This is a genomic window from Mesorhizobium sp. P2_D5 (genome assembly GCF_056404355.1).
In genome coordinates, this window is sequence record NZ_JBFUEE010000002.1 from 1 (window position 1) to 14,470 (window position 14,470).

At 59.5% G+C, this 14,470-nt stretch carries 10 protein-coding genes; 2 read left to right on the forward strand and 8 right to left on the reverse strand.

The window, feature by feature from the left end:
- The coding region (locus tag AC1DYW_RS07035; RefSeq protein WP_477225591.1) for a cadherin-like domain-containing protein at positions 1-6,077 on the forward strand (6,077 nt) is incomplete at its 5' end.
- A gap of 872 nt (positions 6,078-6,949) precedes the next feature.
- Here the strand turns inward: AC1DYW_RS07035 and AC1DYW_RS07040 are convergent.
- From AC1DYW_RS07040 to AC1DYW_RS07075, 8 genes are all read right to left on the reverse strand, one after another.
- Positions 6,950-7,300, reverse strand: coding sequence for a hypothetical protein (locus tag AC1DYW_RS07040; protein WP_477225592.1), 351 nt, complete (start codon positions 7,298-7,300; stop codon positions 6,950-6,952).
- An 845-nt stretch (positions 7,301-8,145) separates the two neighbouring features.
- On the reverse strand, positions 8,146-9,222 hold the full coding sequence (locus AC1DYW_RS07045) for a class I SAM-dependent methyltransferase (RefSeq protein WP_477225593.1): 1,077 nt from the start codon (positions 9,220-9,222) through the stop codon (positions 8,146-8,148).
- A gap of 260 nt (positions 9,223-9,482) precedes the next feature.
- Positions 9,483-10,190 (reverse strand): NAD(P)H-dependent oxidoreductase, encoded by a 708-nt coding sequence (locus AC1DYW_RS07050; RefSeq protein ID WP_477225594.1) that lies wholly within the window; start codon positions 10,188-10,190, stop codon positions 9,483-9,485.
- A gap of 27 nt (positions 10,191-10,217) precedes the next feature.
- A complete protein-coding gene (locus AC1DYW_RS07055) occupies positions 10,218-10,694 on the reverse strand; it encodes a DoxX family protein (protein WP_477225595.1) in 477 nt (158 codons plus the stop codon).
- Positions 10,695-10,705: 11 nt separating this feature from the next.
- Positions 10,706-11,491, reverse strand: coding sequence for an HvfC/BufC family peptide modification chaperone (locus AC1DYW_RS07060; protein ID WP_477225596.1), 786 nt, complete (start codon positions 11,489-11,491; stop codon positions 10,706-10,708).
- Positions 11,478-12,503 (reverse strand): MNIO family bufferin maturase, encoded by a 1,026-nt coding sequence (gene bufB, locus AC1DYW_RS07065; RefSeq protein ID WP_477225597.1) that lies wholly within the window; start codon positions 12,501-12,503, stop codon positions 11,478-11,480. Before bufB ends, AC1DYW_RS07060 begins: the two co-directional genes overlap by 14 nt.
- A gap of 42 nt (positions 12,504-12,545) precedes the next feature.
- The gene (locus AC1DYW_RS07070; RefSeq protein WP_095081018.1) at positions 12,546-12,815 is read right to left on the reverse strand and encodes a BufA1 family periplasmic bufferin-type metallophore; all 270 of its coding nucleotides are present in this window, start codon (positions 12,813-12,815) and stop codon (positions 12,546-12,548) included.
- Positions 12,816-13,054: 239 nt separating this feature from the next.
- Positions 13,055-13,897: a patatin-like phospholipase family protein gene (locus AC1DYW_RS07075; RefSeq protein ID WP_477225598.1), complete on the reverse strand. Its 843-nt coding sequence runs from the start codon at positions 13,895-13,897 to the stop codon at positions 13,055-13,057.
- 110 nt (positions 13,898-14,007) lie between these two features.
- On the opposite strand from AC1DYW_RS07075, the gene AC1DYW_RS07080 reads away from it, so the two are divergent.
- Complete coding sequence (locus tag AC1DYW_RS07080) at positions 14,008-14,394, forward strand: hypothetical protein (RefSeq protein ID WP_477225599.1); 387 nt, start codon at positions 14,008-14,010, stop codon at positions 14,392-14,394.
- Positions 14,395-14,470 lie beyond the last annotated feature (76 nt).

Here is a 14,470-nt window from a genome sequence, read left to right on the forward strand (position 1 = left end):
TGTTTCGTGGCGAGATCGCGCTCGCTAATTTCGATCCCGCTGTCGACACCCTCTCGATAGGCACAGCGCTCGGAGGAGCCGATATCGGTGACGGATTTACCCAGATCTGGTGGACGCATGTCGGTGCCGACACGATTCTCATCGGCGACATCAACAACAACTTCGTACTCGATGCCGATGATCTCTTCGTTGAACTCACCGGCACGTCAACCGACCTATCAGAAGCCGATTTCCTGCCCGACAATTTCATTGCGCTGGTTGGTCGCAACATCGATGAAGTCATCCCGGGCACCCCAAATGACGATATCATCTACGCGGTCGGTGGCGACGACACGGTGAACGGCCTCGACGGCAATGACGTCATCTACGGCGGTGACGGCGACGACACGTTGAATGGGGGACTCGGCAACGACCAACTCGACGGCCAAGCCGGCGACGACACCCTGAACGGCGACGAAGGCAGGGACATGCTTATCGGTGGACTCGGCGCCGATACGCTGCACGGCGGCGACGACGGCGACACGCTCATTGGCGGCCTTGCCAACCTAACTGGCGACACTGCGGTCAATAAGCTGTTTGGTGAGCTTGGCAATGACGCCCTCTACGGCGACGCCGGCGACGACGAACTCCACGGCGGCGGCGACAACGACACGATATATGGCAATGACGGCAACGACCAGATCTTCGGAGACCAGGGCGTCGACGCCATTTATGGCGGCAACGGCAATGACATCGTCGTCATCGAGCGCGCTACACATTATGCGCTGGGGGAGACAATTGACGGCGGCGTGGGCTTTGACACGATCCGTTTCGCCAGCACCATAGCCAACGATACGCTTACGCTACGTGCGGGGGTCGCCTCCATCGAGGAAGTTGTCATTTCTGACGTGATTGGCAGCACCACTGGGACAACTGCGCTCAATCTTGACGCGAGCAGCCTCACATATGGCCTCAGCCTGACGGGCAATGCCGGAGCGAACACAATCGTCGGCACGGCTTTCGACGACGTCATCAATGGTGGCCGCGGGGTCGACGTTCTGGACGGCGGAGGTGGCAACAATGTTGTCAGCTACAGCGATCGGGTTGACGCCGTAGTCATAACACTGAACGGCTCCTTGGACGCCGTCGCGATCGTGGGCGGCGTGTCGGAGGACACAATTCGCAATTTTGAGGGTGTGACGGGAGGTGGCGGCAACGACTCGCTTACCGGTGACGCACTGGCCAACGTCCTCTCTGGTTCGGCCGGCAATGACGCAATCGATGGTGGCGGGGGTGACGACACGGTTGTGTATGCGGGCCCCTGGAGGAACTACACGATCAGCGTTTCGTCTGGTGTTTACACGATCACTGATAACGTGGGTGCGGATGGCACTGACACCGTGTCGAACATCGAGAACTTCGCTTTCTCAAACGGCACCTTCTTGGCGGCTGAGATTATCAACGACGCACCCGCTGGCGTGAATGACGACAATTCTTCAGACAGCGTGGTCGAAGCGGGAGGTGTGGCCAACAGCACGACGGGCGATGCTACAGCCTCAGGAAACGTCCTCGGTAACGACACAGATGCCGACGTGAGTTTAGGCGACACGTTGGCCGTCAGTGGCGCGCGCGCAGGACCTGAAGCCTCAGGCGCTGCGTTCACGTCCGTTTCTGGCCCAACCACCCTCATCGGAACCTACGGCACACTGCTGATAGGTGTAGATGGCAGCTACGTTTATTCGCTCGACGACAGCGACCAAGACACCCAAGCCCTCGCGGGCGGAGCGGTGGTGACCGATTCATTCGCCTATCGGGTCATCGATGTCAAAGGTGGGACCGACACTTCCCAGATCGACATCGCCATCACTGGCAGCAACGATGCGCCAACCACCACGACGGTGACCTTGGTAGGGGTTGCGGAGGATTCCAGTGCTCGGCTCATCACTCAGAGCGAGCTGTTGGCAAACGCCGCCGATGCCGAGGGTGACAGCCTCGCGGCCACCAGCCTGGCCATCGTTTCCGGCACCGGCTCGTTGATCGACAATGGCGACGGCACCTGGAACTACACGCCGGCCGCCAATGACGACACGGATGTGTCCTTCTCCTACACGGTCAGCGACGGCAACGGCGGCAGTGTCGCCGGCTCCGCCAGCCTCGACATCACCCCGGTCAATGACGCGCCGGATCTAACGCCGAACACGCCGACTCCGGTTACCTATACCGGAGGCGCAGTTGGTTTGCTTCCGACAGCGCACATCACCGACCCGGACAGTCCGGCCAATTTCGTTGGCGGGGAGATTGCCGTCTCGCTGTCCGGTGGAGATCCGGGCGACCGCTTCAGCATCATGAACAACCTGCCTACGGGCAACGTGCAAGTTGGGTACGTCAACGGCATTCTGCATTTTACAGTCGATGGCGTCGACGTCGGAACAGTGTCCGGACTTGGCACCACAAATATGTACTTTACCCTTAACAGCAATGCGACGGCAGCTGCAGTTGACGGACTGCTAAAGTCGCTCGTTCTGTATAACTTCTATCAAATCATTACAGATGCGCCGCGTACGGCTACCATCACGTTTAGCGATGGAGGAAGCACTGGTTCTGGCGGAGCTTTGACTGACAGTGTTTTGATTGAAATCTCGCCTGTTGCTACAAATCATCCTCCTTCGATTGTCTCTAACGGCGGCGGAGACGATGCATCAATCAACGTTGCCGAGAACACGACCGCGGTGACCACTGTCACAGCAACAGATCCGGATGCTGGTGATACGCTTACCCACTCCATCGTCGGAGGGTTTGACGCCAACCTGTTTTCGATTGACGGTCAGTCGGGCGCATTGTCATTCGTGACGGCGCCAGATTTTGAGAACCCGAATCTCAACGGCGGGATCTTCGATCAGTTCTATCAGGTCGTCGTGCAGGCTGGAGATGGCCATGGCGGCCTGGACACCCAGACCATTACGGTCACGGTGACCAACGTCAATGACAATGCTCCGGTGTTCAGTTCGGGCACGACCGCCAGCTTTGCGGAGAACGGCACGGGCGTGGCCTATGACGCGAACGCCAACGATGCCGACAATCTCGGTGCGCTGACCTATTCGCTGGACGGCACGGACGCTGCGCTGTTTGACATCAACGCCTCCACCGGTGAGATCACCTTCAAGGTGGCGCCCGACTTCGAGACCCCGCTCGATCAAGATGCCAACAACGTCTACGACATCACCGTCACCGCCTCCGACGGCACGCTGAGCACGGGCCAGGGGGTCGCAATTACGGTGATCGATGCACCGAATACGATCATCGGTGACGAATTTGACAACGTGCTTGTTGGGACCAGCGAAGACGAAACTATTCTTGGACTCGGCGGAAACGACACGATCTCAGGCGGGGGTGGCGACGACAACTTGCGCGGCGGGTCAGGATCAGATGTCCTCGATGGCGGCGAAGGAAATGATATCATCCATTACGGCATCCTTGACAGTGCTTTGGGTGACACGATCGACGGTGGAGCAGGATTCGACACCATCTCGGTCGAAGGGAACAACAGCGACCTCTACCGGACAAGCATCACAGGCATAGAGCGCCTGACGTTCGATACCATTTCTGCCGCAACGGTATGGCTCAGCAGCGACAATGTCGGAGCGAGTCAGATAAATACCTTCGTGGGCAGCTCATTTTTCGACCAGGTATCCGTGCGCGTCACCTCCCTTTCGGGAGGAACGGCTGACCTTAGTACCGCTGTATTCCAGAACTGGGGCCCGAATGACAATATCGAGCTGATAGGCTCCAACGCCAACGACGTTTTGATTGGCTCCGCGGTTAATGATGTTATTTTCGGCAGCCTTGGCGCCGACATCATGCAGGGTGGGGCAGGCAACGACCGGTTCAGCTTCAATACCGGGGATGTTGCAAGCGGTGAATCGATTGACGGCGGGGGCGGCGCGGATGATCTGCTCATCTTCGGCAACAACGACTTCCGCCTGGCCACCCTCGGGTCGATTGAATCATTGAGCTTCGGCGGAGCAGCCATTCCTGCGACCGTCACTTTTTCCTCGACGCAGATCGGATCGGGATTGTCTCAGAATGCGTCCGTCGGGGGCAATGGCGGAGCCAACGCGATCGACATTTTGATGGATGCACCGGGAACTCTCGATATCGGAGCATGGACCTTTTCGAACTGGAGTTCCAACGACTCGATCTTCATGGGTGGGTCGTCATCGGCAGACACGCTCATTGGATCATCCCAGGCAGACGAGATTCAGGGCAACTTCGGCAATGACATACTAATCGGCGGTGATGGTGATGACCAACTCGCTGGGCAATATGACGTTGACACCCTTACCGGCGGCGCCGGCGTCGATACATTTGCCGGAAGTGTCACCGATTGGAATGGAGATCGGATAACGGACTACGAATACGGTGAGAAAATCATGGTCGCCTTCGGATCCGCCTCGCCGAGCGACTATCGTCTTCGCACGACAGCAACGGATACCTTCATCGACATCGATGGAAACGGGGACGGGACTTTCGACAGTACCGTCGTGCTCTCCGGCCAAATCAATGGCGTATTGACCGTGACACCTACGGCCGATCCTGTTTATGCCCAACTGGTGATCACGCAAAATACCGCTCCGGTCATCACCTCGAATGGCGGAGGTGATACCGCTCAGATCTCGATCGCGGAGAATACCACGGCGGTGACCAGCGTCACCGCGACCGATCCGGATGCGGGAGCCACGCTCACCTATTCGATCATCGGCGGCCCCGATGCCGCCCGGTTCCAGATTGATTCCGGCAATGGTGCGTTGACTTTCCAGACGGCACCTGACTTTGAGGCTCCCGGAGATGCTGGCGGCGACAACGTCTACGACGTGACGATCGCGGTTTCCGATGGCAATCTTGTCGACAGTCAGTCGCTTTCAATAACTATCACAGATGTTGCGGGACAGACGATAACGGGTACCAACGCGGGCCAGACCCACACCGGGACACCAGAGTCCGACACGATCTCGGGACTTGGCGGGAACGATATTCTCAATGGGCTTGGCGGCGACGACTTCCTCAATGGCGGCGCCGGCGCTGACCGCATGCTCGGCGGCGCGGGCAGCGATATTTACGTTGTCGACAACACTGGAGACATAGTCGACGAGACCGGCGGTGACGGGATCGATCTGGTTCGCTCATCGATTGCTTTCAACCTCTCCGATGCTGTGCACGTCATTGGAAGCGTCGAGAACCTGACGCTGACGGGGACGGCCAATGTGGCCGGCACCGGCAACGCGCTCGCCAACGTGATCACCGGCAACACCGGCAACAACACCCTGGTGGGACTGGGGGGCGCCGACACGCTCATCGGTGACGCCGGTACCGACACGGCCAGCTATGCGGCGTCGGCGGCTGGTGTGAACGTCAGCCTGATGACCGGTCTGGCTCAAGGCGGCGATGCCGAGGGCGACACCTTCTCCGGCATCGAGGGGCTTGTGGGCTCTGCACAGAGCGACACCCTCGAGGGCGATGGCGGCAACAACGTTCTGAACGGCGGCGCTGGCATCGATACGCTGAGCTACGAGCACGCGACCGCGGCCATCACGGCGAGCCTTGCGACAACGGTCGCCCAGAATACCATTGGCGCCGGCAGCGACACGCTCTCGGCCTTCGAGAACCTGATCGGCTCGGGCTTTGGTGACACGCTGACCGGCAACGGTTCTAACAACATCATATCCGGCCTTGCAGGAAACGATGCGGTCAACGGCGGAGCAGGCGCAGACATCCTCATCGGAGGTATTGGAAACGACCGTTTTGTCTTCAACGCAGTTGCAGATAGCAATCCATCGAGCTGGGATACACTAAACGACTTCCAGCATGGGGCCGACAGCATCGATGTGTCGGCAATTGACGCCAACAGCTCTGCGGGAGGCAATCAAGCTTTTGCGTTCGGAGGTCAAAACAATAGTATTATCGCCCACGCACTAACGTGGTTTGAGTCTGGAGGCAACACGGTCGTCCAGGCCGATGCAAACGGAGATACCACAGCAGATCTACTGTTTGTATTAGTGGGAAATAATTTGGGTATTAATGCGTCTGATTTTATTTTGTAGTGTCAAACTACGAAATAAAAACGTAGAACGTGGGGATATCAGCGCAGATTATCTGTGCTTTGACTACGCTCGGTTGCCGTCGATTGCCTCCATGCCCATTGAGAACGGTAGCCCTTTTGCGGCGAGCGAGATCGTCTGCCTCCGGATGACAGTCTGGCTGTCAGCGTCGCAGTCCTGCCGGATGATTCCTATAAGTCGTCCGACTGTATGGAGTACTGCGGACGCGGGGTTCTGACTTCGACCGAAGGCTCAACACTCGAAGGCGCTCGCCATCATGGCATCGAAGGCGTGGGCGATGAGGCTATTGGAATAGACAGGTGAGGCAGAGCTGTCGGTGCTGATCCGGGCAGGAATCGAAACTGTGGCATACAGATTAGGGGCCTGTCGTAGTATTTGACTGAGCTACGGGACCGCGCGGTCCGACAAATAGCCGCTTCGGAAGGCGGGATCATTCGAGACCCTGGCGGAACTTACGGAACGATACGGGAAGACTTCTGATTCTTATCCCACGAAAAACTCAATAAAATCAACGATCTAAATACATCCTCCCGGACCCACCAATTTCGTATAGGGTGAAGTGCGTTCAGCCCAGCAGGGGAATGGTGGCAGGACGCCGAGGTGTCGATATCGTGCGAGGATGGTGTCCTGGCTTCGACTCTCGTCTGCGGTCTATTAGTTCGCCGAGAATGTGCTACATATTGCGATACCTATTGTGATACAAATTTGGTTTTTGAGCGAAAAAAAGGTAATTAAAACAATAGCTTATAGGGCGGATCGATCCCAGCCAACATGAATCACTAGAAGGTCTTCATGTCTATTGCGTTGGTGAACATAGACGATCCGCGGGATCGTGGCGATGTGGTGAGAAGAACCTATGAAGTGCGTGCTTTAGCCCGCAATCGTTTGACACGCTCGCGCACTTCGGCGAGGCGTTCCTCCTTCGCCTGAAGATCCCGCATCGCCCGTTCCAGGTAATCATAGAGCGGAAGCCATGCCTCGCCTTGGTCACCGCGCGCAACGATGATCTCTGCAACACGGTCAAGTGCCCGCCCGATCCGGTCCACCGTGACCGGACGAGTGGTGGCCGAGTGCCCCCTCATGACATCGCTCTCTTGTAGACTTGCGGACTTGAATTTCCCCATTGCAAATTGCATCATGAGGAAAGCGTGAAGCCTAAAATCCCTCGAGGGCATTGTCTGTAATGTTGTGTTGTCGGCGGCCAAGTGAGGCAATCGACGGATTCTCCAACAAAGGCGTGACGGTACTTTTCAGTTTCTGGCGGCGAGGACATATCGGCACCTGAAGTCGACCGAAAAGCGCGATTGACTCCGATTGATGCTGAAACCTCAAAATATTTTTGGCGGCGAATTTCCCTTTAAAATCAAAAGCGTGACTTTTTGACGGACCATGCGTCGGTTTTCGGCGCGGCAAAAAAGAAAAAGCCCAGCTAGATCAATGACCTAGCTGGGTCAAAAACAATTGAGTGGGAGTAGGGGATACAAACGGCGGCGTTAGCGTAGTTTCGGTGGCGACTTTCGCTGCCGAAAATTGTTTTCGTGTCCGTATCTCACTTCAGCTGAACTGGCATTCTCCATCTCCGATCTGGCAAGTCCGATCTGCGCCCATATGCCCTATGAAGTAAAGAGTTTTCAAAAAGGGAGAGGCTACAGCGTAGAACGGCGTGCGCAAAGGCGGGTCTGCTTCGCGCCTCAGGCCGGTTGCGACGGCCGACTTGCGCGCTAACTTAAAGTAGACATTACGTGTGCCGAGATCGAGACGCATTGCCGGACGTTCGGTTGCGGCAGCGTTCGGTTTTTGACTCCGCCGCTTCACCCGATGTCGGCAACGACGGTTCCCGAGACGGGATCGGTCACGCCGAGGTCACCGCCGAGATCCTCCAGCATGCCGCGCATCGTATCCAGCAAACCGATCATCTGCGGTCGTGCCGCCGCTAGCTGTCCATGTCGTTCCATTCACCGACGACGCAGAAGGTCCGGTCTCCGGTCTTGACGAGTGCGCCCTTGCAAAAGCCCTTGACGTCGAGGGTCGCCTTCTTGTGCGCATCACCTTAACGGCGTGCCTCGAGGACCATATTGAACGGTGTCTCGGTGGCGCGGCGGAACCGCTTGAACCCGCCGCCGGATACGACCTTGCGCAGCCTTGCCTCGCCGGCCTGTGCGCCGAGCCCCAGCCCAACCTCCTGCGACAGCGAGGCAGGCGTGCAGATGAAGGTCGAGGCGGCGTAGTAGATGCGGCCGACCGGATTGAGGTTCGCCGAAAGCTGGTCGTTGGCGAAGGGCTCGACGATCATCCAGGTGCCGTCCGGCTTCAGTGCCTTGTGCACATGTTTGGCCGCGCCTTCCGGATCGCCCATGTCGTGCAGGCAGTCGAAGAAGGCGACAAGATCATAGGTGCCGGGGAAATCCTTGGCCGGCGCCACCTCGAAGCTGGTGTTGCCGGCAACACCGGCCTCCTTCGCCGCGGCCCGGGCGCGCTCGATCGACGGGGCGTGATAGTCGAAGCCGGTGAAGCGCGAGTTCGGGAAGGCCTTGGCCATCAGCACGGTCGAGGCGCCGTGGCCGCATCCGACATCGGCGACGTCAATGCCGCGCTCCAGCTTCTCGACGACACCGTCGAGCGCCGGCAGCCAGGAGCCGATCAGATTGGCGTTGTAGCCCGGCCGGAAGAAACGTTCGGTGCCGCGGAACAGGCAAGCGCTGTGATCGTGCCAGCCGAGCCCCTTGCCGGAGCGGAAGGCCTGCCTGACCTTCTCCTCATCCAGCCACAGCGTCGAGACCACCTCGAACGCGCCGGCCATGAAGGCCGGGCTGTCCTCGTTGACGAAGACCTGCTCCTGCTCGGGGCTGAGGTAGAAGCTGTCGCCGGCTTCGTCATATTCGACATAGCCGGCTGCCGCCTGCGCCGAGAGCCATTCGCGGACCAGCCGTTCCTGCGTGCCGGTCCTTTTGGCGAGCTGGCCGGCTGTCATCGTGCCGCCCTCGCTCATGGCCGAGAACAGGCCAAGCCTGTCTCCCAGCAGTACCGCCGCTCCTGTGGTGATGGCGCCGAGATCGCCGACCATCTTTCCCAGCAGCGCTTCCAGTTTTTCCTGATTGGGCTGATTGTCCTTGTTGCGCTCCAGCATCGGCTTTCTCCTCCAGCTCGATCCCAAACACTCGCCACGGGCGACAAGCCTGCTCCCGTCACCAGGATGGCCTCGCCGTAGCAGTCCATTGTTCGCCCCGTGGCGACCGACTGTTACAGCTTCACAGCAACGTGACCGCTGCCTGAAAATTCTCAGCGAGAGCAGGACCTCAAATCGCCGGTGCATCAGAGCAAACCTGCTAGCTCAGGAACCGCGGTCGGCGTGTGGCGTCCGGACCAGTAAGCTGAACAGTGCTTCTCTCACGCCGATTTCAAGACATGGGCGTCGTCGAAGTCCGCGAGCTTCGGATACGCGATGGTAGGGGCATACGCGAGGCAGAGGACGCGTTCGCGGTAACGAACGAGGTGCTCCTGACGTTGGCTACCGCTGATGCGCACTGGTGCATGCACGAGGAATGGTTCGATCACCGTGAAGCCGACAAAATAGAGTATCCCGTGGTTGATTGGGAACAGGATCTCAGTGATTGGCCCGTTTAGTCCGCGGGCGGAATAGATCGGCGAGGGTCCGCCGATTGTGACGGAACACATCGCGCGCTTTCCTGCAAAGACGCCGCGATCATACCATTTGCCGCCGCCATAGATGCGGCCGCCTGACGCGAACACTCGGTCAACCCAGCCCTTCAGGATTGCCGGCAGTCCGAACCACCAGAGCGGAAACTGCAGGATCAGTGCGTCGCACCAGAAAAGCTTGTCCATCTCCGCCTGGATGTCTGCAGCAAATCCGTCAAAGGCAACCGCATTCGCCTCCTCAGCCTGCTGGCGGTAGTAGGTCGCGTCGCGCACGCTCGTGAAGTTGCGGCGATCTGATACTGGATTGAAGCCCATGGCGTAGAGATCGGAAACAACGACCTCGTGTCCCGCCGCAGACAACGCCCCCTGCGCCGCGCTGGTCAGGGCGCCATTGAAGCTCTTGGGCTCGGGGTGGGCGTGAACGATGAAGATGCGCACCGTGCTGTTCCCACTCGATCGAAATGTTCATTTTCTCGATGCCGAAAAGGTCCGCTCGGCGATATGGTCAAGCGAGAAGACGCCAGCCCCGCGCGTCAGCACAAGCAGCAGCAGCGACGCCCACAGCAGGTGCTCTGCCCAGTTTTCCGGATAAACGAAGATCTGGATGACAGACACGACGCCGAGCAGCATCAGCGCTGCAAGGCGCGAAAACAGCCCGAGGAAAATCAACACCGAGCCCGTGAGTTCTGCGGCCGTCGCGAGCGGCGCCGCGATCGACGGATCGATGAACGGCAGATTGTATTCATTGGCAAACAGTTGCAGCGTGACCGGCCAGGATGCCAGTTTCGATTGCGCGGATTGCCAGAAGACATGTCCGACCGCGACACGGGCCGCAAGCTGGATCAGCGAAAATGGAATGCGTTCGGGCAGCTTGATGATGCGCCGGCAGAGGCCGACCAAGCCGCTCGGGCTGGTCGAGGGATGATCTGAAATTGCGGTCATGACTGTCTCCATCAGTTTGAGAGGGAATGCACGGTGATGCGCACGTTTGTGACAAGCCCGTCAGCGAACAGACGAACGAGCGCGGACACGAGTTCGAAGTTCGGTTCGAGCGCAAGCGCGCGGCTTGCACCATGTTCGAGGCCGAGGCCGTGCTTGAGAGAATGCCGGAAGGCGAAGTCTGCTCGGTCGAGGAGAATTAGGCGGACGCTATTCCCGGTCCGCCACAACGCCACGCGTTCGGGACGTCTCGCCCAGGTGCAATGCCGATCGACTGTTGTGCCCTGCTGGTGCGCCGTCCACACCGACAGAATCGACCAGTGTGAAACGATCAGCCTGAGCGATGGCTGCAGCAGGATATCGGGTGAAGGTCCCAGGTCGATTTTGTCATAGTCCGCAAGGCTGCGGGCTGGCAGCGAAGCCGTATCGAGTGCCTCGGCGATGGCCCATTCGAGCCGCGCCGTTTCGGCGACGATCGGCATGTCGGACAGCGTGTCGATCGTCTTCAGGAAGCGCGGGAAGCCGACGCCGTAGCGCGACAGCCGCGTATCCTTCGGCGGATGGCGTCGGATGAATTCGCTCGCCACGAAACGGAAGAAGCGTTCGTCGACCAGGCGCACGGTGACGGGAAAGACCGCCATCAACACCGCAGTGAGCGAACTGCGCGTGTTGTTCTGGTAGATGCGCAGGCGGGCCAATGGATCGGCCTTGCCGGCGGTCAGCATTTTCGCGGAGACCATTGGTTCGATGGCAAGCACCGAGCGTGCCATGGTGGTCTGCAGGTTTTCAAGCGGCAACATCGTATCCTCCTTCCATTGGCGTCAACGCTACCGGTATGGTTGCTCCGGCTTTTGCGGCAGCGAATGCTGCCAGCACTGGCATGCTGGTCCCCCCGGTTTCGAAGCGCGTGAGGGACATCGGTCGGGGTTTGGCTGTTTCAGCGTGTCTCGCAGCCTGCTTGCGGTTGAACATGATCGAAGCGGTGAGCATGTCGGCCCACATGGCTTCGCCAAGCAACACGTCGAGAACCGGGACATCGGTATCCCATTCGATCAGGGTGGGGCGGGGTCCGAGCCAGCTAATGGCGTGCTGATAGAGAGACCAGACGACCGGCGGGACCCGCGAGCCGTGATCGTCGATGAGCACTGTGTCGGCTCCGACCTGATTGGTCGCATGGCCGGCAAGATGGATTTCGCCGATCGCTTCAGCCGGCAGCGCATCGATGAAGGCTTTGGCGTCATATTGCAAATTGTGTGCCGAGACCTGGACGTTGTTGATGTCCAGCAGCAGACCGCAACCGGTCCGCGCCACGAGTTCGGCCAGGAATTCAGCCTCGTTCATCGAAGAGTCGGCAAAGGCGACATAGGCGGACAGATTTTCGATCAGCACCTGACGCTTCAGCGTATCCTGGACGGTCGCGACATTGCGCGCCACGATCGCCAGCGCCTCTTCATCATAGCGCAGCGGCAGCAGATCGTTGAGATAGGCGCCGTCGGCGACGCTCCAGGCGAGGTGCTCGGAAACAAGATCGGGCTGGAAGCGCTCGCACACCTTGCGCAACCGCTCGAGATGATCCGGGTCCACTCCTCGCGCGCTACCCAGCGACAGGCCGACGCCGTGCACCGACAGCGGATAGGTCTGGCGCAGTCGTTCCAGCTCCTCGACGCCGGCGCCGTCTCCCATGTAATTCTCGGCATGAACCTCGAGCCAGCCTGCGGAAGGCCTTCGGGTCAGCATCTCGCCGATATGAGGGGAACGAAGACCGATGCCCGCGGTTGCGGGGATCGCGAGAGCTTGAAACACACGTGACATCGGTCTGCTCCTTTCAAGAGGTTGGCTTGGAGTCTGGATGGTTCAGGCTTTCGGCTTGTCGCTGCCGCCGGCAATCTTGGCGCAGCTGCCGGCGGGCACGTAGAGCCATGAATCCGGCTGGTTGTCGGCGGTGGCCGTGCCGGCGCAGGAATGCGTCGCGGTCTGACAGTCGTTCTGGCCGGCCTTGACGACGCCGTAGCATTTCTCAAAGGCGAAGCCGGGCTTGGCAGCGGGGCCGCTATAGGCCGCCGTCGCGGCGAGCGAAGTGGCGGCAGCGAGGGCCGATCCGATGAGGGTCTTGGTGTTGATCACAGTCGTGTCTCCTGGTTGCGTTTCGAGGGAAAGACTGGCCTTGCGGCCTGTCTGCAAGCAGTGTCCCCGATCAGGCCGCTGAGCTGAAATGCTGTCTCGGCATGGATTTGATACGCGGCCACTATGTTGAGGGGCCGCACGCAAAAAGCCCTCCGGCGGGGGCACCGGAGGGCTTGGCACCTGCATTCGGGAGCGGCCGAAACAGGCGCGGCCAGGCGGGAGGGAGGCGCCTAGATCTATTAGGTTCCGCGGTCGAAGGCCGGGTGGTCCTCCGCCACGGAAAGATCGGCCAAAAGCCAGTCCCCGGCACGTTCGCGTCCTCGGTCACGCATGTCGGTCAGTTCACCCCAGTCGGTCCAGGGCCTTGTGAACAGTGCTGCGCCGGCGCGGTATTGGCTGTCGAAGATGACGTGGGTTGCGGCGGGCTTCATCGCACAATGGCTGGCGGCGAGGCGGCGACCCGCGCACGGCGTCATGAACAGTGCCGGCCTGCCGGTGACCACCAGCAGATGGTCGGTATCTAACGGCAGGGCCGGCGAAGCCGAAAGGCCACCGTCGCTCCAATAGGTGTCGCCGTCGATCTCGACGGCCGGGAAGAGGAACGGGATCGTGGCGGCCGCCAGGATCGCGTCGATCGACAACTGATCGCCGGCGAAAATCTTCACCGTATCAGTGCGGGCATTGGAGGCCAGGATGCTCAACTGCAGCGGGCGGTCCTTGTTGCGGATTACCGCAATATCGATCGATTGTTCCAAGATCGATCTCAGGGGGCTTGCGGCATCGGCGGCAAAAATCGATGCGTGGCTGACGCGTCGCCAGAAGTTGGTGAGCGCCGTCCGCGCGCCGCGCCGGCCGCCCAAGGCCAGGCCATAGGCCAAAACGGCGGCCTCCATTGCACCGAAGCCGGACGCGGTGATGTTGCCGATGGAAAGGCTGGGGTCGTCAAGCAAGCGGTCGAGGACGCCCCAAACGAAGGCGCCGTGCGCGTCGCTCTCCAGGACAATGTCCACGACCCCCCGGTCATCCACTGCAGGTCTTGCAATGACGGCTTGGTCGGTTTCGGTTCCGATCTGGATATGCATGTTTCAGTCTCCATCCCCAAAACGCCAGACTGGGCGTTTGATGGAAGACTGCCGCAACTCCTTCCACTTGCGAAATGCCAAGGTGGCATGAACTCCATAGGCATATTGCATTGGTTGCCATCACGCGCGCGTCGCAACATTTAGTCGGCAAGCGAAGATTCCGGGATTTTGCCCTGGACCAGCATCGAGACGGCCGCCGGAGAGCGTTCAGCACACAAGGAGCAAGTCATGAGAATACGAATCGCGTGCCTGGGGCGATTGCCCTCGCTCCTATTGCCGGAGCGACTTCGGCTGACGCCTTCAGCGACCTGTCGGCCGCCTTCTACACAGACGCCGCGATGAAGATGGTGAAATCGGATGCCGACTTCAAAGCAGCCTGGGCCGCTATGTCGACGGACAAGCAGAGCGCCATGAAGAAGGAATGCCACGACGCAGCGCCCAGCAAGCCTCATGCAGAATTCTGCGTGAAGATGCATCTGCTCGACGGCAACAGCTGAACGTTACGCCGCTTCCAGATCAGACCCGAGCGTGATGGCGTTCAAGCTGTTCGCCATCGTCTCCTATGTCCCAGCA